Below are 24,305 nucleotides of genomic sequence, written 5' to 3'. Positions count from 1 at the left end.
GCAAAAGCGGTCGCGAGCCGCCAGAGGCCGTTTTATATACCCTGGGAATCTACCCGCAGTTATGCCGAGGCACGTGCTCGTCCCCCTCGACGGGTCGCCGCAGTCGCGCCACGCACTCCGCTTCGTCGTCGACGAGTGGAGCGACGCCCACGTGACGTTGCTACACGTCATCAATCCCGTGCAGGCTGGCTACAGCGCCGGCGTCCTCCCCAGCGGCTCTGAGGAGTGGTATCAGGAGGCGAAGGCGGACGCTGGAGAGATTCTCGCGGAGGGACGGGAACTCCTCACGGCGGACGGCGTGGAAGCTGAAACGACTGGCGACATCGAGACACAGATCGAGGTCGGCCGTCCGGCGGCGACGATCGTTGAGACGGCGCGCGACCTCGGCGTCGACCACGTCGTCGTCGGGAGTCACGGTCGACGCGGCGTCTCGCGGCTGGTGCTCGGCAGCGTCGCCGAACACGTCGCCCGCCGGTCGCCGGTGCCGGTGACGATCGTCCGCTAGAGAAGAAGACGGAAAGAGAGCAAGCGCGCTACTGGAAGCCGATCCGGCCGTCGCGGCGCTCGCCGAGACCTTCGCGGCCGCCACCCTTGAACTGGTCCTGCATCTGTTCGTAGTACTCCATCAGGTCGTCGGTGATCGTCGGCCGGACGGACTCCATCGCCTTGCGGAAGTGCCGCATCTCGATCTCCTCGGCGTCGCCGTCCTCGCGGAGCGCCTCGATCGCGGCCTCGCGGCCGATCGTTTCGAGGTCGGAGCCGACGTAGCCGTCGGTGATCTCGGCGATCTCGCGCAGGCTCACGTCGGGCGCGAGCGGGGAGTTTCGGGTGTGGATCTTGAGGATCTGCTCACGGCCCTCCTCGTCGGGCTGGCCGATGAGGACCAAGCGGTCGAACCGCCCCGAGCGGATGAGCGCGGGGTCGATCATATCCGGCCGGTTGGTCGCGCCGATGACCATCACGTTGCCGTTCTCTTCGAGGCCGTCGAGTTCGGTCAGGAGCTGATTGACGACCCGTTCGGAGACGTTGTTTCCGGTCTCCCCGCCGCGGCTGGGCGCGAGGCTGTCCAGCTCGTCGAAGAAGATGATCGTCGGGCTGACCTGCCGGGCCTTCCGGAACGTCTGGCGGATGGCCTTCTCGGACTCGCCGACCCACTTCGAGAGCAGTTGCGGGCCGCGGACCGAGATGAAGTTCGCGTTCGTCTCGTTGGCGACCGCCTTCGCGATGAGCGTCTTGCCGGTCCCGGGCGGGCCGTAGAGCAGGACGCCCTTCGGCGGGTCGATGCCCATCCGCTCGAATCTGTCTTCGGACGTCAGGGGCCACTCGACGCTCTCTTTGACCGTCTGCTTCGGATCTTCGAGCCCACCGACGTCGTCCCACGAGACTTTCGGGAGTTCGACGAGGACTTCGCGCATCGCCGAGGGTTCGACGTCCGCGAGCGCGCCCTGGAAATCCTGGCGCTTGACGATCATCCGGTCGATGAGGCTCGGCGGGATGTCCTCCTCGTCGAGGTCGATCTCGGGGAGGTAGCGCCGAAGCGCCTTCATCGCCGCCTCCTTCGTCAGCGACTCGATGTCGGCGCCGACGAAGCCGTGCGTCTCGTCGGCGAGGTGGTCGAGCGAGACGTCGTCCGACAGCGGCATCCCGCGAGTGTGGATCTGGAGGATCTCCTTCCGGCCGACCTCGTCGGGGACGCCGATCTCGATCTCGCGGTCGAACCGGCCCGGACGACGGAGCGCCGGGTCGACGCTGTCGACGCGGTTCGTCGCCGCGATGACGATGACCTGGCCGCGGGTTTCGAGGCCGTCCATCATCGTCAGGAGTTGGGCGACGACGCGGCGCTCGACCTCGCCGGTCACGTCCTCACGCTTGGGCGCGATCGAGTCGAGCTCGTCGATGAAGATGATCGAGGGCGACTCCTCGGTTGCGTCCTCGAAGATCTCGCGTAACTGCTGTTCGGACTCGCCGTAGTACTTCGAGATGATCTCCGGCCCCGCGATAGAGAAGAAACTGGCGGAGGTCTCGTTGGCGACGGCCTTCGCCAGCAGCGTCTTGCCGGTCCCCGGCGGCCCGTGGAGCAGCACCCCCTGCGGCGGCTCGATCCCCAGCTTTTTGAAGATCTGCGGGTGCTTCATCGGGAGTTCGACCATCTCCCGCACGCGCTGGATCTCACTTTGGAGGCCGCCGATGTCCTCGTAGGTGATCCCGCCGCCGGTCTTCTCGAAGCCCGAGATGGGCTCTTCGCGGAGTTCGACTTCCGTGTCTTCGGTCACGAGACAGACGCCGTCAGGCTCGGTTTCGACGGCGATGAGCGGGATCGCCTGCCCCGGCGACCGCATAAACGGATGATTCGTCGACGACATCACGGGCACGATGTCGCGCTCGACGACCGGCCGCTTGAGGATCTGCCGTTTGACCATCCCGGCCGCGTCGGAGCCGAACTGCACGCTCGCCTCCTCGGGCGGCGCGAGGACGAGCTTGTCGGCTTTCGTCTCCTCGGCTTTTCGGATCGTCACGCGCTCGCCGATGCTGACGTCGGCGTTCTGCCGCGTGAAGCCGTCGATACGGACCGTGTCGGTGTTCCAGTCCTGCCGGTCCGCGCGCCACACCTTCGCCGCAGTGGTCTCGGCGCCCTCGATTTCGATGATGTCGCCCGGAGAGAGCTTGAGATGGAGCAGCGTGTCCGGGTCGAGACGGGCGATGCCGCGGCCCGAGTCGTTCGGGTACGCCTTCGCCACTTCGAGTTGAACTTCGTTCATGATTGGGTCGCGGGGATACGTCCCGCCAGTCGGTCACGGCTCCGGTTAAGTCCTTCCCTGATACCTCCAGTACGGGGACCGAACCCGTCCCGTGACACTCTATGACAATGTTGGCTTCGGGGGTACAAATCCTTACCGACCGCGGCATCGATGCGTGGATCTTTGCCGCCGCACAGCGAGGGGTCGAGTATGCGTACACTCGCCTTCGACGGCCGGATGGGAGCCAGCGGCGATATGCTGCTCGCAGCGCTGCTGGCGGCCGGTGCGGACCCCGACGTTCTCGCTCCTGTCGAGGACGCGCTCGGCATTCGGTACGACATCGACACCGTCGACAAAAACGGGATCGCCGCGACGCGGGTCCGGGTGTTACTCGACGAGGACGAGACGGCGTCCGACGATCACGGTCACGATCACGACCAAAGTGAGGACGGTCACGACCACGGCGCTCACAACCACGACCACTCCCATAGCCACACACACGAACATTCTCACGACGAGAGTCACGGCCATTCCCACGACCACTCGACTGAGACCCCTGCCGAGGGCCACGGGCCGCACCGAACCTACGCCGAGGTCGTCGAACTCGTCGAGGCGATGGGGCTCCCCGCGAGCGTCGAGGCGGACGCGACGGCCATCTTCCGCCGACTCGGGGAAGCCGAGGCCACGGTCCACGACACCAATCTCGAAGACACCCACTTCCACGAGGTCGGCGCAGACGACGCCATCGCGGACGTCGTCGGCGTCGCGCTCCTGCTCGACGACCTCGACGTCGAGCGCGTGGTCACGACGCCGCTCTCGACGGGCGATGGGACGCAGGGGATGGCCCACGGCGAATATCCGATCCCCGCGCCCGCCGTCGTCGAGATCGCGGCCGACGCCGACTGGTCGCTCCGCGGCGGCCCAGTCGACGCGGAACTGCTGACGCCCACGGGCGCGGCGATTCTCGCGCATATCGCGGAGGGCGTCGACACGCTGCCGACGCTGGACGTCGACGCCGCGGGCTACGGCGCGGGCGGGTACGACTTCCCTGACCGGCCGAACGTCCTCCGTGCGATCGTCGGCGACGGCGGCGAACGGCTCGTCCACGACGAGATCACCGTCTTAGAGACGAACCTCGACGACGTCGCGCCCGAACTGCTCGGGAGCCTCCAGGAGACGCTGCAGGAAGCCGGCGCACGCGACGTGAGCATCCTGCCGGCGACGATGAAGAAGTCGCGGCCGGGCCATCTGGTAAAAGTGATCGTCAAGCCCGAGGACGCCGAGCGCGTCGCTCACCGCCTCGCAGTCGAGACCGGAACGCTCGGAGTTCGCGAGCACGGGGCCGGACACCGCTGGGTCGCATCCCGCGAGTTCCGCACGGCGACGCTGGACGTCGACGGCGAACGCTACGAGGTCGCCGTCAAGGTCGCGGCCGACGCGGACGGCGAGATCTACGACTACAGCGCGGAGTACGACGACGCGCTCGCGGTCACCGAGGCGACCGACCTCCCCGTCCGCGAGGTGATGCGGCGCGCCGAGGACGCCGTCCGGGACGCGGAGTAACCGGCTCGGCCTCAATTACTGTCGCTGCGTGGCTGCTCTCGCGATTTTTCGTCTTCGATCTCGTTCTCGTCCTCGTCCCCGTCGTCTGCGTCGCGCTCGCGGTGCGTCGCGAGCGCCTCGCTGACTGTAAGTTCGCCGGCGGCGACGCGCCGAGCGAGCCCTTCGTCGATCGTTCGCCCGTCGGCAGACTGCTGGCGCGAGCGGTCCTTGATGCGCTGGAGTTCGCCCGCTGTCGGTTCGATCTCTCTTGACTCCCGCTCCTCGCCCGAGAGCCGCGCGATGTTGACCGCGGCGAGGACGTCGCCCATCCCGCGCGCGCCGGTCCCGAGATACGGCGTCGTACCGGTCTCGTCGACGAGTTCGACGGTCACGTCGTCGAGGTCGTTGATCAACTGCGAGCCCTGGAGCCGCGCGCCGTCGCCGACGCGGACGAGCGGGTCGGGCGCGTCGCCGATCTCCCGCCGAATGGTCTCGACAGCGTCAGCGAGTGGAACTTGGAACGCGGAGACGACCGTGTCGCCGTGGAGCACGGCAATTCCCGGGCGCGTTCCGGGATCGACCCCGACGATCGTTCGGCCGCCGCCCCCACGGAGAATCGAAACCGCCTCTTCGACCGCGCGACGGGCCTCCTCGGGCGTCGCGATCACCGAGTCGACGCCTGCCGGGAGCGTGAGATCGTCGTCGGGTGCCCGGATCACCACCCGAGCGCGCTCGGGAAGCGCTTCGCTCGGCGTCTGGGTGGTGAAGGTCACCCCGCGATCCCGCAGTTCGTCGACGACGTCGTGATAGAGTTCGAAGTCGTCGGTGGCGACGACGATCACTGCGCGGTTTTTCGGCGTCTCGGTATAAAAGGTGTCGTGCCTGCGAGGGCTGGCCGGCGCGGTGCGACGGGTCGTTGGATCGGGCGGCACTGCAGAGCGCGGGACCGGGGAGTTTTTCGCCGAAGCCGCCCGAGACTCCGGCGTGTCCGACGCACTCACCACGGGGTGCCGAGCGCTCGACGATCTGCTGGGGGGCGGCCTCGAGCGCGGCACCGTCACGCAACTCTACGGCCCGCCGGCCGCGGGGAAGACAAACGTCGCGCTCTCTGCAGCCGTCAACGCCGCGGCCGACGGCGGAACGGCCGTCTATATCGACACCGAGGGGCTCTCGGTCGATCGTTTCCGACAGCTCGCGGAGGCCGCGTCCGACGAGGGGCAAACGGTCGAAGACGTCACCTCCCGGCTCATCGTCTCGGAGGCCCACGACTTCGAAGAGCAGGAGGAAGCCGTCCGCGACGCCGAGGGGTTCGCCGAGCGCGCGGAGTTGATCGTCCTCGACAGCGCCACCGGCTTTTACCGGCTCGAGCGGACCGGCGACGGCGACGCCGGCGAATCGCTCCGCCGCGTCGCCCGACAGGTGACGCATCTGCTCTCGCTGGCGCGAAAGCACGACCTCGCGGTGGCCATCACGAATCAGGTGTTCACCGACCCCGACAGCGACCGTACGAGGGCGCTCGGGGGTCACACGCTGGAACACTGGACGGGCGCAGTCGTGCGACTCGAACGGTTCCGCGGCGGGAATCGCCGAGCGACGCTGGAAAAGCATCGCGCGAAGCCCGCCGGCGAGTCTGCGACCTTCGAGATCACCGGCGACGGCCTGTCGGCTGTCGAACTGTAGGCAGTCGAAAAAGGCGGCGAGAGCCGGCTACAGTTCGCCGAGCTTCCGGATGAGCTGTCCGCGGTACTTCTCGTCGGCGTTGAGGCCCTTCATCTCTAAGACGTTGCGTTCGAGCTTGTCGAGTGCGACGTGGAAGGCGTGCTCTGCGCCGTAGCCCTCACCGCTGCCGGCGACCTGTCCGTGGCTGGTCCGCAGGCGGATCTGACACTGGATGAGCGGCGTGCCGCGGAGCTTCTCTTTGTGCTCGTGGAAGCGGACGTGCGCGTGGAAGACCTGCATCTGCTGGTACTTGTCGACCACGGTGGTGATCGACTCGACGATCTCCTGACGGGAGAGCGTCTCCAGCAGGCTGACGTTCGTGATCTGGACGTCCATACTCTCTTCTTCGGTGAAGGTGAGCGCCCGGAGGACGTCCGTCTTCGTGACGATCCCCTGGATCAGCTGGTCGTCCGCGGTCACGACGAGCCCGGAGATGTCGTTTTCGAACATCCGTTCGACCGCCTCGTCGACGCTCTCTGCGGGCGTCGTCGTGACGACCGGCGAGGACATCAGGTCGTACACGGGCAGATCGAGCATCCGGTCGAGATCGCCGCGCCGGTCGCCGCGACCCTGTCGGCTGTCGTCGCGGACGACGAACTCGACGAGGTCGTGGGTGGTCACGATACCGGCGAGTTTGCCGGAGTCCTCGTCGACGACGGGGAGTCGCGAGATTCCGTGCTCCCGGAGTTTGTTGATCGCCTGTCCCACGTGGGACTTCTCGCCGACGCTGACGACGTCCTCGGTGTAGATGTCGTCGACGCTGATCGCATCGAGGCTGTCGATGACGGCTTCGAGGATCGCGTCGCTGGCGACGATGCCGTAGAGCTTCTCGCCCTCGAAGACGGGCGCGACCTTGACGTCGCCTTCGACGAGCATCCGTGCGACTTCCCGGACGTCCTCGTGGCGGTCGATGCGGGGCGCGGACTTCATAACGACGGAGGCCTTCGTATCGTCTTCCATCCGGGAACGTACGAGCTGTTTTTCGCCGATCACGCCGACGTAGTCGCCATCCTCCGTGACGACAATTCCGCGGGGGTTTTCCCGCTCGAAGATGGCACGAATCTTCCCTAAGCGCTTGCCGACGTCGACCTCGACGAAATCAGGAGTGGCAATATCAGTAATATCCATAGTCGGAGTAGCCTCCAGTTGGTCGTACGCCGGCTGCTGTCTTGAAACTTCGTCCCGTTCTCAGCGGACTGGTAGCAGCGACACCCGAAATAGCTCGACTGCCCGCGGTTTCGAGTCCCGACGACATCGCCGTGACCGATTCGACCGTCTCGCTCGATCCGATCAGCCTCAGTCGTCCGCCCGCGCGTTGTCGAACTGCTCTGCGGGCAGTCGGAGCTCGGCGAGGCCGGGTAGCCGCTCGATGTTGAAGACGACTTTCAGATCGTCGGTGACCGGTTCGCCGATACACGAGAGGCGGATCCCCTGTTCTTTCATCTCGTCAGTCAGGACGGTGCTCACCGGCATCTCGAGTTCGCCCTCGACGACGGCGACAGCGCAGTTCGCGCACGCGCCGCCCCGGCAGGCGTAGGGCCACGAGAAGCCGTACCGTTCGGCGGCTTCCAGTAGGGTCTCTTGGGGTTCGACGACGAGCAGGCCGTGGCTGTCGATACCGAGGTCGGCCGCTTCGGCCTTCTCGAAGAGGTCCTCGTCGGTCAGCTCCCAGCCCTGCGATTCGACGACCTCGTAATCCAGGTACTCGACGGTCGGACCGAGTTCCTCGTCTTCGTCGTCTTCTTCCTCCTCCGCACCGGAGGCTCCGGGCTGCGTCCCCGACGCGCCGGATTCCCGTTCGCGGTCGGCCGCACCTGCCCCACCCGACTGGGCAGTATCGGCGTGTCCGTTTTCCAGGTGCGCATCGAACATGGACGGGTCTCGACCGGCAGTAATGTGTTCGTACGCGCGCCGGACGCGTTTGAACTCCGCGAGCGACCCCCCGTGGTCGGGATGGGCGTCTTTGACTCGCCGGCGATACGCCCTGACGACCTCGTCCTCGTCGGCGTCGGCGTCGATTCCAAGTACGTCGTACGGCGACTCCACGCGCACGCCTTAGGAGATGACGGGGTTAAGTCCTCTCCTCGATGCCACGCGCTGAAAACGATGCTCGGTGACCCGGGTCACCCGCGAGACGGTCTGCCCGGGGTCACCGATGTCGGCGCGCGAGGAGCGCGGCAGCCACCACGGCAACGACGCCGGCGGCGGGCCCGAACCCGGGCGCGGACTGCTCCGTCGATGCCGGTGCCGTCGTCGCTGTCGACGTCGGCTGAGATTGAGTGGTCTCTGCCGGTCCGACCGCCGACGACGCAGCGGGGGTGACTGTCGGCGTGTTTGCCGACTCTTCGGCGGCCGAGACGCCGCTCCCATCACGGGGCTCGGTTCCGATCGCGAACACCGAGAACCCGGGTGTCTCTGCCTCGTACGTGCCGTTCCCGATGTGCGTGGTGTTCAGTCGCTGCCACGCGCCGTCGCGGTGCCGGTAGAGCCGTACCTGCTCGGGAGCGGTTCCGGCCGGCAGCGACGCGTTGGACACGGAGACGCGCAGCGTCGCGTTGCTGATCTGGTCGTCCGACACGCCGGTCGCGTCCGCGTGGAAGTAGCCGACGGGATCCCCGTCGGTCAGTTCGGGTGCCTCCGCCGTCGTCCGCGTCGGGGGCGTCACCGATATTCGCAGGCTCTCCGTGTCGCTGGCCGGGGTGATACGTACCTCCGTCACCGTGCCGACGTCCGACCGCGTTCGATTGCCGAACGCCGCGCCGACGGTCTCACCGGACTTGGCGTTCCGGACGCTGAGTTCGGCACCGCCATCGGTTTCAGTGAGGTTCGAGGTCGTCTTCGGCGTCGGAGTCGGGGTCGGTGCAGGCGCCGGAGCGGGCGCGCCACCGCCACCACCACCACTGCCGCCGCTACTACCACCGCTGCTTCCGCTGTCCCCGCTGCCAGGCACCGACAGGGCGTTGGTCGACGCGGTCTTCGCGTTTCCAACTGCGTCGGTCGCGGTCACCGCGACCGCGTACGAATCGCCCGATCCGATCGCAGCGCCGTCGACGGTGAAGTTGCCGGTGTAGGTATCGTCGGCGTCCGCATCGCGCAGGTCGATCGTCCCGCCACCAAAGGCCGAGGCGTCGACCTCGACCGAAGCGACGCTGCCGCCGTCTGTGACGGTCGCCGCGACCCGGACGCGGTCGCCGTCGGCCACCGTCCCGTCGCCGTCCGTCTGGTCACTGATCGTCGGGTTTCGCACCGCCGGCGGCGTCGCGTCCGGCGCGACTTCGACGTCACCCGCCGAGTAGTGGATCGGGACTTCGAGTCGGATGCCCTCGGCCGTCACTGTGCTCGACGCTGGCTCCGCCGTCGTCCCGATCGCTGAGACCTCGATGTTCGCCGGATCGGAGACGCCCCAGTCGTCGAGCACGGCCGTCGGGAGGAATGCGGTGAAGAATCCCTGGTTCTGCCCGCCGTCGACGTTGTAGTGCGGAGCGGCGACGTAGAGACGCAGTCCGCCGGTAGTTTCGTCGTACTCCGGCGCTCCGAACGATTGCGCGTCGGTCGTCAGCATCGCGCCCGCGAATCTGTCGCGCCGCCCGGGATCGAAGGATCCCAGATCGGAGACTGCCATATCGACCGACGCGTTCGCGCTGACGTCTGCGCGGTCGGTCTCCGACCAGGGGTCGTTCGTCCCGTCGAGCTGTGATTGGTTGTACTGCACGTCGGCGGGGGCAGTCGTGACGTTGATCGCTGTCGTGTTCGCGTCCAGGGCGGTAGTGTCCCACGTCGCGTTTCGGCCCGCACCGAGGAGGAGACGCGGGGTCCAGTCGGTCACGGTGACGTTGATCGCGAGCCGCGTGTCCGAGGCGACGCCGATGTCCGAGAGGTCCGTGCGGTTGACGAGGTCTGAACCCGATTTATCCCGGAGTTGCATCTGGAGCAGTCCGTCGGGTCCCTGCGTGAGGTATACTCGCGACGTGAGGTTGTCGCTGTCCGGTTCGGGGCCGCTCAGATGCTCGACCGTAACGTCTTCTACGACGAGTTGGACGCTCGCGCTCTGTCCGCTCGCGCCGTTGTTCCCTGCCGAGTCGTTGGCCGCGACGAGCGTGGCGCGGTAGCGACCCGCCTCTTTGAGACCGGTTACGTTGGAGTAGAATCCGTCTTCACTGCCGAAATCGGCCTCGGTCAACGTCTGGACTGTCGTTCCAGTCGCGACGTCGGTGATCCGAACTTCGACATCGGAGAGCGTCTCGCTCGCGCTGAACGTCGTGTACAGGGTCCGCGTATCGATGACTCGGACCGAGAATCCGGAGATGCTCGGCGTCGTGCGATCGCTGACGTTGAGTTGGAGTTCGTTCGTGTCCGTCGCGTTGCTGTTGCCGGCGTAGTCGACTGCGGTTATCGGAATCGCGTAGCTTCCGTTTGACGACGTCTCGTCGGCGTCGACCGCGAAGGTCGCGTTGTAGACCGCATCGCCGTCAGCGTCGGTGAGCGTGACCGTTCCAGCCCCGAAGGCAGAGGCGTCGGCGGTCACGCGGTCCACCCCGCTTTCGGCGTCGGTCGCTGTCGCGTTGATCGTCACCGACTCGAGTGCGGTCACCGCTCCGTCGCCGTCCGACAGGTCGACCGCTGTCGCGTCAGTGATCGACGGCGGTTCCGCGTCGGTCAACTGGAGCGTGTTAGTCTGGACCGTGTCGTTGTTCTCGGCAACGTCGTACGCCATGATCGGAACGGTGTACTCCGCGCCATAGGCGTCCGGCGGCGCGTCGACAGTGAACGTCGCGTTGTACTCTGCATCCCCGTCGGAGTCGGTGAGTGCGATCGTCCCCGCGCCGAACGCCGAGACGTTCGCCGTGACGTTCTTCACGCCGCTGTCGTCGTCCGTCACGGTGGCGTTGACGGTCACCGTATCGCCTTCGACGACGACCCCGTCGCTGTCTGTCGCGTCGACGGCAGCGGTGTTCGTGAGCGACGGCGGCGTGGTCTCTGAATAGCTGACCGATCCGACTGCTGCAGCGGCATCGACCAGGCCCGACCCGGCGCCGTTATCGGGTTCAGTTCCGGGAACGGCGCTCTCGTTCGCGGTCGTTTCGAGCACCGAGATCGTCTCGCTCGGGCTCAGCGAATCGTTTTTATCCGCCAACAGCGCGATGACGCCGCCGGCGTGGGGCGCCGACGCGGACGTTCCGAAGAAGCGATCGGGTTCGTAAGCGTCCGTCGAGACCCCATCAGGTGCGACGATATCGGGCTTGATTCGGCCGTCGAGCGTCGGTCCGCGTGAGGAGAAGGCTTCGACCTCGTCGGTGTCGTACCGCGTTGCGCCGACGGTCAGCACTGCGTCCGTCGTCGGATTGGTCACGCTCCGGGCAGCCGTGGACGGCGTGAGCGACTGTCTGTCGCCGCTGAACAGCGTGAAATTGACTGGTTCCGTCGCCGCGTTTTCGCGCTTGATGGCGAGGTAATAGGTCCCGGTTGCGCCGGTTCCTAAACCGATCGCCTCTGTCGGCTCACCAGTGTATGTCGTGTTCTGAACGTTATTAGACACTACGGCCGGGTTGTCGGGATAATCGCTCTTACTATCGTACAGGTAGAGGTCGTAGTTCTGATCGCTCTGCTTCCAATCGTCCCACTGCAGCCACACGCTCCCGCTGCCACTGCTTTCGACGGTCAGCAGCTCCCGGTCGCTCGTGAAGTTCAGCCAGTCGTCGCCGTCACCGTCCTGCCAACTCCCGTGCCAGTGGTTTCCGTTTGCCGCGTTGCCGGAGGAGACGCTCCAGACGGTTCCGTTTGCCGCGGACTGCTCGAACTCCTCGTTGAACGCCCCGCTGCCGTCCAGCGGCCCCACGTTGTACCACGACAGCGACATCACAGCCACGTCGACGGACGTGTCCTCGCGGATGTAGTCCATCGCGTCGGAGAGGCCCACGCCAGATTCGACGTCGATCAACACCAGCGAGACGTTCGGTGCGGTGTCGACGACGACCTCCGAGACCGCAGTCCCGTGTGCGTCCGAGGTATTCGTGAAGTCCCCTCCAGGATTGTACACGTCGGCGACGTTGTCGCTGATCTCCGGATTCGTCGCGTTGAACTCCATATCGACCACGGCGACAGTGACGTTGTCGCCGTAGTGGCCTGCAGTGTACGCGCCGGAGGTGTTCATCGTTGCGAGCCCTTCGCTCACGACGCTCCCGCGGTCGACGGTGGCCGTCGTCGGACGGTTGGGTCGGCGGATGCGTTCGACGGCAGGCGTGTTCGCGACGGCTGTCAGCGCCGACCGTGGGAGGCGCGCTTGTACGAGATTTCCGTGTCTGAGTGCGACGGCCCCGGCGTTGCCGCGAACGCGATCGGCGACGGCGTCCCCGTTCCCCGCCGCTGCTTCGACGACGACGTCGACCATCTCCCCGCTCTGTGCCGTTCCGCTCTGTGCGTCAGTCGTGAGCGATGGTCCGGACGACGACGTGGCGGTCTGATCGTCGAGGAGTCCGGATTCGATTTTGACCTCCGGTGGGGTCGCGTTCGCGTCGTCGTTCGAGGCAGTCGCACTCTGATCTGTGGGCGTTCCAATGCCGGGGGCAGACAGCGAGCTACTGTCGCTAGCTGCCGTATTCCTCGCACCACCGGCCCCGACCGCAGGGACCGCACCCGCCACAATCAGGACGGTGACCGTCGCGAGGACGAGAAGGGTTTTTCGGTCCATCTTACGTCGGCTGTGGCTCCTTCGGCGGTCGGACCGCAGAGACGTTCTCGTGTCGCGAGAGGCCGACGAGTTGGTCGACTGCGACGTAGCCTTGGACGAGTTGGCCTTGCCGCAGTTCGACGCGCACGTCGTACCCCTCCGGAAGCGATGCACTCGGAGTCAACTCGACCACGACCTGGACCGATCCATTGTCGTAGGCCAGACCGGCTTTTGACGCGTATTCGGATCGGTTATCCGCAGTCACAACCCCGTACAACCGCTGATCGAGGTTCGGCGGGTGCGACGGTTGGGTGGTCGTCGCTGTCCCGGTCCGCGTGTGCTCCAGCGCCGGCGTCTCAGCCGTCTGTGAAGATCCGGCACAGCCGGCGAATACTATCAGGAAAACGATAATTACGCTATATGGCTTGAACATCGGTGCGACGGTAGATGTATCCTACTTTGAGGTTCCCGGTATGAGCGTTGTGACTCGGCGCCGTCGCTCCGAACTGATTTATGAGTACGGTGGGATTACCCTCGGTATGCCTCTTTCAGCGTCAGCATATCACTCCCTCTTCGAGGCCGACCCGGACGGCCTCGTGCTTCTCGACTCGCCGGCGGGCGTCATTCGCGAGTGCAACCAACAGTTCTGCGATGTCGTGGGCCGGCAACGAGACGACCTCGTCGGTCGGGCGTTTTCGACGCTCACGTCGTCCGACCGAGACGTCGCCTCGGCTCTCGCAGGCGACAACACTGGCGCTGATACCCTCGTCGTTCGACTGACGACCGGCGTCGGCGACGTGGCCCCCGTCGAACTGCGTACGTCGACTGTAGAGATGGACGACGGCGACGACGCGGGTGAGTTCGTACTCGCTCGGGTGAGAAGAGTTTCATCCGTCACCCACGAACCCGAACTCGAACGAAAATCGAAGGTCGTCGACGAAGCTCCGATCGGGATCACGATCAGCGATCCCGACCAGGAAGACAACCCGCTGATCTACGCGAACGAGACATTTCAGGACCTCACCGGCTACGCCACCGAAGAAATTGTCGGCCGCAACTGCCGATTCCTGCAGGGCGAGAAGACCGATCCGGACGCTGTCGCGGCGATGCGCGAGGCGATCGACGCCGAGGAGCCCGTCACAGTCGAACTCTGCAACTACCGCAAAGACGGCTCCGAGTTCTACAACCGGATCACGGTCGCCCCGCTGTACGACGACGCGGGCGCGCTCGCCAACTACGTCGGCTTCCAGTACGACGTCACCGAACGCGAACAGTACAGACAGAAGCTCGAACTCTCCCACAATATGCTGAAGACCGTCCCCAGCGGCGTCTTCCGAACCGATCCGACGCCGGACGGCACGTTCGAGTACGTCAACCCCGCGCTCGTGTCGCTCTTAGAGGCCACCTCGGCCGACCAACTCCGCGGGCGGCGCGTGGCGGAGTTCTACGTGGACCCTACAGCGCGCAGTGACTTGATGGAGGCGCTACGGAACACCGACGGTGACCAGGTCAGACGCGAGGTGCAACTCGAAACGCTCGACGGCGCGACGAAGGACGTGATCGTCACGGCGTCGCTGTCGGAAGACGCGGCGGGCAACGAACACGTCCACAAGGTGGTTCAAGACATTGCCGAGCGCAAGGAACGCGAGCAGGCGCTCGAACGCTACGAACGACTCGTCACGAACCTCCCGGTCGGCGTCTATCAGCACACACCCGGCCCCGACGACGAGTTCACGCTCCTGAACGACGCGATGGTCGACATTTTCGACGCCGACTCGAAAGCTCACCTGCGCGAGCAACACGTGCGCGATCTCTACGTCGACCCGAGCGAGTACAGCGAGTTCGCCGATCGCCTGCTCGATCAGGGATTCGTCCAGGACGAGGAGTTCGAACTGGAAACCCTCGCGGGCGAGACGATCTGGGGGGCGGTCACCGCGATCGCCAGAGAGGTCGGCGGTGAGACAGTCATCGACGGCGTCGTGCAGGACATCACCGAGCGCAAACGGTTCCAACAGCGGCTCAAAGAACAGCGGGACAACCTCGACGTGCTGAACCAGATGCTCCGCCACGACATCCGAAACGACCTGCAGTTAGTCACGGCGTACGCCGACTTCCTCACCGACCACGTCGACGACGAGGGCCGAGAGCACATCGAGACGATTCAGGAGGGAGCGATGCACGCGGTAGAACTGACACGAACCGCGCGGAGCATCGCAGACGTGATGCTCACGACCGACGAGGAGCGCCAGCAGGTCGACCTCGCAAACGCGCTCGAAACCGAACTCGACGACGTTCGTTCGACGTACTCGGAGGCGGTGATCACCGTCTCGGGGACGGTTCCCTCGGTGGCGGTGTGGGCAAACGAGATGCTGGGCTCGGTCTTCCGGAACCTGTTGACGAACGCCGTCCAGCACAACGACACGGAGATCCCCAAAGTGGACGTGTCGACGTCAGAGCGCGAGGAGACCGTCGCCGTCCGAATCGCCGACAACGGGCCGGGCGTGCCCGACAGTCAGAAAGACACGATCTTCGGACGTGGCGAGAAAGGACTCGAAAGCGAAGGGACCGGAATGGGACTGTATCTCGTCAAGACGCTGGTCGAAATGTACGGCGGCGATGTCGCCATCGAAGACAAGACAGCAGGAGACGCCGGCGACGACGCGGACGGAGCCGTCTTTGTGGTCGAACTTCCGAAAGTGGGCTAATCGCGCAGTCGCGCGGCGTCACTCTTTGGCGATCATCACTTCGCTCGCTTTGATCACGGCCGACACCTCGTCGCCTTCCGCGAGGTCCAACCGGTCTGCGGACCCGCGCGTGATCGTCGAGGTGACTGTCTGACCGTCGCCGAGTTCGACCACCACCTCCGCCGTGATCTCGTCTTTCTTGATCGCGGTCACGGTTCCAGCCAGATCGTTGCGGGCACTGAGTCCCATACACAAGTGTTGGTGTTCTGAAATTAAATAGCTGCTGGCGGCGCTTGCGACTCCGACGTGTCGCATCGCGGCGGCCGTTACAGTTTTTCTCTCCGCCCGCGCTCGCCCTCGAGCGAGACTCACCGCTGATATTTGGAGCGCAAAAGATACAACGCGAATCGGCGAAAACGGGGGTATGGACGGGCTCGGCGAAGAAGCCGACGGTCGATCGGAGTTCGATTTTTCCCGGGAGACCGACGCATCCCACCAGATCGAACTCTACGACCTCATCCTCGACATCTCGACGAGTCTGATGAGCGCCGAGCCCGACGAGTTGGAGACGAAACTGCGATGGGGGCTCGAAAGCGTCGGGAGACACATCGGTGCCGACCGTGGCTACGTCTTCCAGGCTCAGAACGGCGGCTTCGAGAGGACGACCGAGTGGGCCGACGAGGGCGTCGTTCCGTGGAGCGCCCAGCGGCTCGACCTCGAGGAGTTCGAGTGGCTGCACCGTCGGCTCGACCGCTTCGACAACACGGTCGTTCGGACGAGCGAGCTCCCACGGGGCACTCACCTCTGCGAGTTGCTGTCGAGCGAGGGCGTCGCGTCGGCCGTTTTTCTGCCGATGGTCGACAACTGGTCGCTCGAAGGGTTCGTCGGATTCGACGTCGTCGAGCCCCACCGCCAGTGGGACGACACGGAGGTGAACCTTCTGCGGACGGTCGCCGATATGATCACGCACTCGCTGGGTCGCGTGCGGCGCGAGCAGACGCTCGAAGCCCAGAACGAGCGGCTGGAGACGTTCGCGGGCGTCATCTCCCACGATCTCCGGAACCCACTCAACGTCGTGACCGGGTCCCTGCGCCTCGCACAAAGGGACCTGGACTCGCCGCACGTCGACCGAGCGGCCCGCGCGGCCGACCGGATGGAGGACCTCATCGAGCAGGTGCTGATGCTAGCCACACAGGGACAAGACATCAGCGACCCCCGCCCTGTCCGGCTCGAATCGGTCGTCGAGAGCGCGTGGGATACGATCGACACCCGAGCGGCCGAACTACGGATCGAAGACGGACTCGGCACCGTCGACGGCGACCCAGACCGGCTTCGCGAAGCCTTCGGGAACCTCTTTCGCAACGCGGTCGAACACGGCGGCGACGACGTCCGCGTCCGGGTCGGACCGTGCGCGGAGGGGTTCTACGTCGCAGACGACGGCCCCGGGATTCCGGAGGATGCGCGCGAGTCCGTGTTCGACCGGGGATACACGACTGGCGGGACCGGACTCGGACTGGCGATCGTCCGGACCATCGTCGAGGCGCACGGCTGGTCGATCCGGGTCCGCGAAAGTGCCGACGGCGGCGCCCGGTTTGAAATCACCGGCGTCGGTTGCGGAAGGGCCTCGGACTGATACTGTCGGACAGCAGTCCGTGAATCGTGTTGGCCCCGGCGGGGTGCCGATACGCTTCACATCGTTCTGTCCGACAGTATGAGGTGCCGGTCTTCGATTCAGACGCTCGGCCGGGAGCGAGGCCCCGGTAACTGTCGCGGGGTGCGTTGCGAACGCGCTCCGTCTCGCCTGTGTCTGACTGGGAGTGTCTTTTTGTATTGCACCGTTGATAGTTACTCCTACAGTAGCGTTTGCAACGAAGTGCGCGGCCGATCGCACGACTGCGTGCATTCGGGTGCGTGCGGAGGTAAACGCAACGATAGCTACCTCGAGGGAGATCAGATGCGGGTCATCATCGTCGGAGCCGGTGAAGTCGGCTCCAACATCGCGGCCAGCCTCGCCGGGGACCACGACGTCATCGTCATCGACGTCGACCCCGAAAAGGTGGAGGAACTCACGTACACGAGTGACATCCTGGCGATAGAGGGTGACGGGACCTCGTTGGAGACACTCGAAGACGCTGGTCTCCGTGAGTCGGAGATGCTCATTGCCAGCACAGACGTCGACGAGACGAACCTCGTCACCTGCGGGACGGCGAAGACCGCAAGCGACGTCTTCACCATCGCTCGTGTACGAAGTGCGAACTTTCTCGACACGTGGGCGCAGTCGGACGGCGCATTCGGGGTCGACTTTATGGTGTCGACGGACCTGTTGACGGCGAACGACATCGTGCGTGTGGTGGGAGTTCCGGCCGCGGTCGACGTCGAGTTGTTCGCGGGTGGGCTCGTCCAGATGGCCGAATTCGAGGTCGCCGAGGACAGCAACATTGCCGGCCGCACTGTCGAAGAGGCGGACCAATTCGAGGCGCTGACGTTCGCTGCGTTGGTGCAGGGTGGCGAAGTCGTGATCGCTCGGGGGAAAACGCGGATCGAGGCCGGAAACAGAGTCATCGTCATCGGTAGCCTGGCGAGCGTCCACGCGTTTTCCAGAACCGTCGCACCGACGGCAACGCCTGACGACGCCCGTGACATTGTCATCGTCGGCGGAAGCAACATCGGATATCACACAGCCAAACTCCTGGAGGAGCGAGGGATCGAACCGCGCCTGATCGAGCAGGATTCAGAGCGGGGTCGTCAACTCGCGGAGGGCCTGCCGAAGACGATCGTATTGGAACACGACGCGACGAACGTGGAGTTCCTCACTGGCGAGCGCGTCGACCGAGCAGATGCCGTCATTGCGGTGACCGACAGCGACGAGAAGAATCTCCTCGTCTCGCTGCTCGCGAAGAACATCGGCGCTCGACGAACAGTCGCCGTGGTCGAGCAGGGCGATTACGCGAGTCTCTTCGAGGCGGTCGGCATCGACGCCGCGATCAACCCACGCAAGGCCACGGCGGAGGAGATCGTCCGATTCACCCGGGAAGGACAAATAGAGAACCTCTCGCTCATAGAGGACCGTCAGGCTGAGGTGCTAGAGATCGAAGTAGACACCGAAAGCGCCCTCGCTGGACGGCCGATCCGCGAGAGCGTTCGTGCGCTCCCCGAGGGGGTCGTTATCGGGGCAATCGCCCGCGACCACGACCTCGTCGTCCCCCGCGGGGATACGGTGATCGAGACCGGAGATCACGTGGTTCTTTTCGTGTCTGCAGACACGCTCACTGCTGTGATGAACGCGATATGAGGACCCGAGTCAACTGGCGCGTCAGCTGCCGACTGGTCGGGACCATTCTCAAATGGTTGTGGGTCCCGCTCGTCTTCCCGCTCGGACTCGCCCTCTACGACGGCACGGCGCTACTGCCGTTCGCCCTGCCGATGGTCGGCACCGTAGTCGTTGGCGTCGGACTCGAACAACTGACCGAAGACCGGGAGCTCCAGACGCGAGAGGCGTTTCTGATGGTTTCGCTGACGTGGTTGAGCATTGCACTGGTCGGCGCAGTTCCATTCGTCCTCGCCGATTCTGGTGTGATTGCAGCGCCCGTGGACGCGCTCTTCGAGAGTATGAGCGGCATCACGACGACGGGAGCGACGGTCATCGTCGATTTCGACCGCCACACGCGAGCGATACTGCTGTGGCGGGCCGTCCTCCAATGGATCGGCGGACTCGGGATTCTCGTGTTGGCGACGGCAGTGCTTTCTCAGCTCTCTGTCGGTGGGGCACAGCTTATGGAGACCGAAACGCAGACACAGGACGTCAACAAGCTCACGCCCCGGATTTCAGAGACGGCCACCCTGCTTTGGAAAATCTACCTCGGACTGACTAGTCTTCAAGTAGCAGTCCTCTATGGGCTCCATCTGCTGGGATACGCTCCGAATATGACGCTGTATGATGCCGTGGCGCACGCCTTCACGACGATTTCGACGAGCGGTTTTTCACCACGCGGGGAGAGCCTCGCTGCATTCTCGCCCGCCGTCCAGTGGGCGATCATCCCGTTTATGGCGACCGGTGCGACGAGCTTTATGTTGATTTACTTCGTCCTCAGGGGGGACTACGAGCGGCTCAGACGAAGCGACGAATTTCGGTTCTACGTTGGGATCTTGGCGCTGCTCGCGCTCGGTGTCGGGACTGTGCTGTCCATCGACGGCTCGCCGTACACGAGTGTCGAGGCAATCGCTCGGCACTCTCTGTTCCAGGTCGTCTCGATCGTGACGACGACTGGCTATGCGAGTACGGACTTCAATCTCTGGTCGTCGGGAGCAAAGCATCTCCTGTTCGTCGGGATGTTTATCGGCGGGATGGCCGGCAGTACGACCTGCTCGATCAAGACGCTTCGCTGGCTGGTCGTCGTGAAGGCGTTTCGCCGGGATCTGTTCACGGCCTCGAATCCGAACGCGATCCGGCCGGTTCGCCTCAGTGGAAACGTCGTCGACGAGGGGACGATCCGAGACATCTACGCGTACACCCTCGTCAGCCTCGTGTTCTTCATCGTCGCCACGATTATCGTCGTCGTGGACGCCTCGCGAGTACAGTTGAACGTCTCCGAGTTCGAGGCGATGAGCGCGGCCGCGGCCACGTTTTTCAACGTCGGGCCAGCCTTCGGGATCGCTGGGCCGCTCGAAAGTTACGAGCCGTTTCCGGACTCGACGAAACTCCTGATGACGTTCCTGATGTGGATTGGACGAATCGAGATCATCCCGGTACTGGTGCTCCTGACGCCGTCGTACTGGCGATCGTGAGGGTGGCGGCGGCAGGCGGCTCTATAGTAGCATTTGCACGTCTTCACTCATCCAATCAGGCACTGTCGTGTGATCGGGTGCGCAACCAGTTGCAAGCGCTACTCTAGCTCGGACTCTGCTGGAATGGTTGTGTGCCGTACTCACGGCTTAGGAGGATCGTAGAGCACCTCGCGGGGACTATCTTTCACCACTGCGAAACTGAATCACCTGTCAGAACAAGCGTTCGAACTGACCGTCAGATGCCCCTCAAAACAGGAGGAGGTCGGGTTATCGGTTTGCAATAGCCACCGCTATTGCTTCCAGTTCTGGATGGCCGTGATATCGAACGACGTCACTACTCTTGTCGTAGTCAAGATAACCGATTTCTGCCAGTTGGGGAAATAGTGAGTGGTGTAACTGTATGGAAACCTCGTGTCTTCCTCCGTGGGCCTGCTGTGCAATCTCATCTATAACGTTAGAGAGTGCTGCGGTGTCTGACGATGAGTTTCGGAAATACGAGAGGAGAGGGCGACAGTGCTGAGAAGCACAAATAGTGAGTAGCTCGTTTGTCTGGACGGTCTGCCGTGAGTGTTGGTCTTCCATTGTTATGACTCCCTGGTTACAACACACGTATGAATTAAGTATGCGAACCTGTGGCGACCCACAGGAATGGACGGCAGAACGCCGTCAACGGTCCGTCTACTGCGTGGAAGAGCAGACGCACACTGTGTACTATCGGTTGCTGTGCTTGCTAGGAGGGACAGCAGACGGATAAGGGTAGGGGAGAGCCACTTTAGTTGAATTCAGCTCCTTCTTTTCGAAGGGAAGACTCCCTGTACTGATACTGTCGGACAGAACGATGTGAAGCGTATCGGCACCCTGCCGGGGCCAATATGGTTCACGAACTGCTGTCCGACAGTATCAGAGTCCGGACCCACCGTCGACCGGGACGGTCGCCCCGTTGACGAAACTCGCGTGCTGGCTGGACAGGAAGGTGACCACCTTCCCCAGGTCGAGCGGCTGCCCCGGCGACTCGTAGGGACAGTCCGCGAGCACAGCGTCCCACGCCGACGTGAGGTCGGCGAACTCGCCGGCATCGACCCGTCGGGCGAGCAACTCCTCTAAGTCTGCGGTCTCGTGGGGGCCCGGTACGACTGCGTTCACGCGGATGTCGGGCGCGAACGCCGTGGCCTGGCTCTCGACGAGTCCCTGGACTGCGCGCCCGTATGCGGTCGCCACCGACAGTTCCTCGGCGAGTGCCGGAATGGCGGGATTGGCAACGTTGACGACCGTCCCCTGATCGGAGGCTTCGAGGTGCGCGGCAGACTCACGGATGGCCCAGACGACGCTCATAAACAGCCGGTCGAACCCGCGGAACCAGTCCTCGTTGGAGACGTCGAGAAACCGCTCGGGTTCGAGTGGCCGCGGTCCCGTCACGAGGTGGTCGATGCCACCATACTGGTCGACGGTCTCCTCGACGAGTGCCCCCAGATGGTCAGGGTCGCGCACGTCGAGTTCGAGACCGAAAATCTCGCCCTCGCCGAGAGCGTGGAGCCTGTCGCTGGCGTACGCGAGGTCGTCCAGATTCGGCGCGGCGAGGGCGACCTTCGCCCCCTGGCGCGAGAACGCTTCCGCACAGGCGTGCCCGAGGCCGGTCGCACTCCCGGTGACCAGCGCTACGTTGCCTTCTAATCCGAGGTCGATGTCCATATCTGACGCTCGGATACCAGTCCTAAAAGGTTCGTGCCAAGCGATGCACTTCTTTTCAAGCCGGAATGCGGCCAGCTACGTATTCGAAAGGCCGAGTCCGTCTGTGAGTGCTGAACTCGGAACACTTCGGCGTATCCGAAGAAAGAACGGTATAGCTCTATAGTAGCGTTTGCAACTGATTACGCAGCCAATCGCACGACTGCGTACGATTCGGTGAGTGAAGACGTGCAAACGCTCTAAATTGGTTTGGCCTATTTCACATTGCCAGTCCCCGTTACGGTCTCAGATAACATCACCATACCGAAAATAGTGTTTGAATTTCCAGTATTTATGATAATTCGAACACTGTTGGTACACTCAATAACTATACTCTGATGCTACTTTTTTCTGGAAGCTATGCAGGGCTTGATTCACAGAGGCCGCCGAACGACACGTACAGGAGGCCATACTATTACGGGAACGAGAGCCATCCCGCACGCACTGGCCTCGACCACGGAGGCTAACAGTTCCCTCGGACCGGTGGGGCTGGTGCAGGAGTGCTTTCGATGACCAATCCCGGCTCGGACTCCGACGGTGCTGGTGGGGCGTGGCTGACTCGCCGCCAAGCGCTCGCGGCTATCGGGGGGACCGGCCTCCTCGGTGCGTCCGGTGTCCTGGTGACACAGGCTCAGACAGAGACACCTACCGACTCGCCGCCGCCGGACGGACCTGATGGAGGTACCGCAGGTCCGCCGGTAGATCGACCGCGACAGGTCCTCGTGGGGGTTACGGGGGCTATCGACCGCCCGGACGAGGTCGTCGCCGACCTGCTCCCGCCGACGGCGAGAGTCGTCAACTTCAACGAGACAATTCACTATGTGACGGTCGAGTTCGGCGACGACACGCCGCGGCGAGACGAAAATCAGTTCATACGAACGGTCCAGGAGGATTCGCGGGTGAAGTACGTCGAACGGAATGGTGTGATGGAGGCGTATCTCGTACCCGACGATCCCCTGTTCGCCGACCAGTACGGCCCTCAGATGATCAACGCGCCCGAGGCCTGGGACACTACGCTCGGGAGCTCGGATGTCACGGTGGCCATCGTTGACTCCGGCATCCAGCACGATCACGAGGACCTTGCGGCCAACTTCGCGGATGAACCGGGACGAGACTTCGTCGACGACGACGCCGACCCCTCCCCAAACGTGCCGGAGTTTGACGTTCACGGCACCCATGTCGCCGGTATCGCGGCAGCAGGCATCAACAACGCCGTGGGCGTGGCGGGCGCTACGACCGCGACGCTGATCGGTGCCCGCGTGCTCGGAGACGACGGCCGCGGGACGTTTGCGGATATCGCTGACGGCATCGTCTGGGCCGCAGACCAGGACGCGGACGTGATCAATCTCTCGCTGGGCAGTATCGGCCGTTCGCGGACCGTGAAGAACGCCGTCGCCTACGCCTACCGGGCAAGGGACTCCCTCGTCGTCGCCGCCGCCGGGAACGAGGGCCGCGAGGGGGTGGGATACCCGGCGGCTCACCAGGAGACTCTGGCGGTGTCGGCGCTGGACGAGACGGGGCGCCTGGCGTGGTTCTCCAGCCACGGGGACCGGGTATCGATTTCGGCACCTGGGGCCGGCGTCCTCTCGACCGTGCCCACCGAGAGCGGTTTCTACGGGGAACTCTCTGGCACATCGATGGCCTCGCCATTCGTCGCCGGGGTCGCCGCACTGACCAAGGCCCAGTACGACATCTCGGCGGAAACGCTTCGAGAACACCTTCGGGCGACCGCGACGGACACCGGTGCCCCGACGGAGTTCCAAGGCGCCGGGCGTGTCGACGCAGCGCAAGCCGTGGGCCAAGAGCCTGGTGAGGTCGGGTGTACGCTCGCTGGGTCGACTTCCGGGGAAGGGAGTCTTGTCGACCAGCAAGCACAGTGCTGGCGCCACACCTGGCTCACGGACTCACCGTGTCGGGTGGTCGTTGACCTCGATGGGGACCCCGGAACGGACTTCGACCTCTACATAAACCTCGCCCGCGAGTTGTGCCCGTTCCCGGGGAACGCCGATCGGTCCTCGGTCACTCTCGACAGCCAGGAACGCATCGTAGTGGACAATCCAGACAACTCCTTGCCTTTGTTGGCGACCGTCGTGGCCTACCACGGCACCGGGAACTACGAGATATCTTTCGCCGAGTTCACAGGCACCCTGGCGCCCCCACCGGATACGCCCACCCCCTCGACGCCGACGGAATCGCCATCCTCGCCAACTGAAACAACCGTGACGCCGACGGAATCGCCGTCCTCGCCAACTGAAACAACCGTGACGCCGACGGAATCGCCGTCCTCACCGACTGAAACAACCGTGACGCCGACAGAGACGAACACGGAAACAGAGGCGCCAACTTCGTCACCGTCGCCGGCGTTGATCCAGACCTTTACTCCAGAATCGTACCGCTAAATGCCCGTCGACAGTCTTGACCGGTTATAACAGCGAGCGTCTGAAA

17 protein-coding genes are annotated in these 24,305 nt (G+C 64.3%); 8 read left to right on the top strand and 9 right to left on the bottom strand.

What is annotated here, in order from left to right; translation table 11 throughout:
- Nucleotides 1-61 precede the first annotated feature (61 nt).
- The gene (locus tag NO362_RS11130; RefSeq protein ID WP_256545308.1) at nt 62-505 is read left to right on the top strand and encodes a universal stress protein; all 444 of its coding nucleotides are present in this window, start codon (nt 62-64) and stop codon (nt 503-505) included.
- A gap of 28 nt (nt 506-533) precedes the next feature.
- Here the strand turns inward: NO362_RS11130 and NO362_RS11125 are convergent, their stop codons facing one another.
- Complete coding sequence (locus NO362_RS11125; RefSeq protein WP_121569254.1) at nt 534-2,759, bottom strand: CDC48 family AAA ATPase; 2,226 nt, start codon at nt 2,757-2,759, stop codon at nt 534-536.
- Nucleotides 2,760-2,948: 189 nt separating this feature from the next.
- Here NO362_RS11125 and larC point away from each other — a divergent pair, with 189 nt between their 5' ends.
- The gene (larC, locus tag NO362_RS11120) at nt 2,949-4,301 is read left to right on the top strand and encodes a nickel pincer cofactor biosynthesis protein LarC (protein WP_256545307.1); all 1,353 of its coding nucleotides are present in this window, start codon (nt 2,949-2,951) and stop codon (nt 4,299-4,301) included.
- An 11-nt stretch (nt 4,302-4,312) separates the two neighbouring features.
- On the opposite strand, the gene NO362_RS11115 is transcribed toward larC, so the two are convergent.
- Nucleotides 4,313-5,122: a hypothetical protein gene (locus NO362_RS11115; protein ID WP_256545306.1), complete on the bottom strand. Its 810-nt coding sequence runs from the start codon at nt 5,120-5,122 to the stop codon at nt 4,313-4,315.
- Between the two features lie 142 nt (nt 5,123-5,264).
- On the opposite strand from NO362_RS11115, the gene radB reads away from it, so the two are divergent.
- A complete protein-coding gene (gene radB / locus NO362_RS11110; protein WP_256546635.1) occupies nt 5,265-5,960 on the top strand; it encodes a DNA repair and recombination protein RadB in 696 nt (231 codons plus the stop codon).
- Between the two features lie 27 nt (nt 5,961-5,987).
- On the opposite strand, the gene NO362_RS11105 is transcribed toward radB, so the two are convergent.
- The 4 genes from NO362_RS11105 to NO362_RS11090 form a co-directional block, all read right to left on the bottom strand.
- On the bottom strand, nt 5,988-7,127 hold the full coding sequence (locus tag NO362_RS11105; protein ID WP_256545305.1) for a CBS domain-containing protein: 1,140 nt from the start codon (nt 7,125-7,127) through the stop codon (nt 5,988-5,990).
- Between the two features lie 168 nt (nt 7,128-7,295).
- Complete coding sequence (gene fer / locus NO362_RS11100) at nt 7,296-8,045, bottom strand: ferredoxin Fer (RefSeq protein WP_256545304.1); 750 nt, start codon at nt 8,043-8,045, stop codon at nt 7,296-7,298.
- A gap of 103 nt (nt 8,046-8,148) precedes the next feature.
- Complete coding sequence (locus NO362_RS11095) at nt 8,149-12,687, bottom strand: S8 family serine peptidase (protein WP_256545303.1); 4,539 nt, start codon at nt 12,685-12,687, stop codon at nt 8,149-8,151.
- 1 nt (nt 12,688) lies between these two features.
- On the bottom strand, nt 12,689-13,099 hold the full coding sequence (locus NO362_RS11090; protein ID WP_256545302.1) for a hypothetical protein: 411 nt from the start codon (nt 13,097-13,099) through the stop codon (nt 12,689-12,691).
- Between the two features lie 106 nt (nt 13,100-13,205).
- On the opposite strand from NO362_RS11090, the gene NO362_RS11085 reads away from it, so the two are divergent.
- A complete protein-coding gene (locus NO362_RS11085) occupies nt 13,206-15,371 on the top strand; it encodes a PAS domain-containing protein (protein WP_256545301.1) in 2,166 nt (721 codons plus the stop codon).
- Nucleotides 15,372-15,389: 18 nt separating this feature from the next.
- Here the strand turns inward: NO362_RS11085 and NO362_RS11080 are convergent, their stop codons facing one another.
- Complete coding sequence (locus NO362_RS11080) at nt 15,390-15,599, bottom strand: TOBE domain-containing protein (protein ID WP_121569245.1); 210 nt, start codon at nt 15,597-15,599, stop codon at nt 15,390-15,392.
- A 175-nt stretch (nt 15,600-15,774) separates the two neighbouring features.
- Between NO362_RS11080 and NO362_RS11075 the strand changes: the two genes are divergently transcribed.
- From NO362_RS11075 to NO362_RS11065, 3 genes are all read left to right on the top strand, one after another.
- Nucleotides 15,775-16,983 (top strand): GAF domain-containing sensor histidine kinase, encoded by a 1,209-nt coding sequence (locus NO362_RS11075; RefSeq protein ID WP_256545299.1) that lies wholly within the window; start codon nt 15,775-15,777, stop codon nt 16,981-16,983.
- A 321-nt stretch (nt 16,984-17,304) separates the two neighbouring features.
- Nucleotides 17,305-18,642, top strand: coding sequence for a Trk system potassium transporter TrkA (gene trkA / locus NO362_RS11070; RefSeq protein WP_256545298.1), 1,338 nt, complete (start codon nt 17,305-17,307; stop codon nt 18,640-18,642).
- Entirely contained in the window at nt 18,639-20,135 is a 1,497-nt protein-coding gene (locus NO362_RS11065; protein ID WP_256545297.1) for a TrkH family potassium uptake protein, read from the top strand. Before trkA ends, NO362_RS11065 begins: the two co-directional genes overlap by 4 nt.
- A gap of 267 nt (nt 20,136-20,402) precedes the next feature.
- Here the strand turns inward: NO362_RS11065 and NO362_RS11060 are convergent, their stop codons facing one another.
- On the bottom strand, nt 20,403-20,717 hold the full coding sequence (locus NO362_RS11060) for a DUF7344 domain-containing protein (protein ID WP_256545296.1): 315 nt from the start codon (nt 20,715-20,717) through the stop codon (nt 20,403-20,405).
- Nucleotides 20,718-21,035: 318 nt separating this feature from the next.
- The gene (locus NO362_RS11055) at nt 21,036-21,824 is read right to left on the bottom strand and encodes an SDR family NAD(P)-dependent oxidoreductase (RefSeq protein ID WP_256545295.1); all 789 of its coding nucleotides are present in this window, start codon (nt 21,822-21,824) and stop codon (nt 21,036-21,038) included.
- A gap of 545 nt (nt 21,825-22,369) precedes the next feature.
- Between NO362_RS11055 and NO362_RS11050 the strand changes: the two genes are divergently transcribed.
- Nucleotides 22,370-24,259 (top strand): S8 family peptidase, encoded by a 1,890-nt coding sequence (locus tag NO362_RS11050; protein WP_256545294.1) that lies wholly within the window; start codon nt 22,370-22,372, stop codon nt 24,257-24,259.
- Nucleotides 24,260-24,305: the final 46 nt, after the last annotated feature.

The sequence above is a fragment of the Halobellus inordinatus genome, assembly GCF_024498335.1.
GTDB lineage: Archaea > Halobacteriota > Halobacteria > Halobacteriales > Haloferacaceae > Haloquadratum > Haloquadratum inordinatus.
This window is presented reverse-complemented; position numbering and strand designations above follow the sequence as displayed.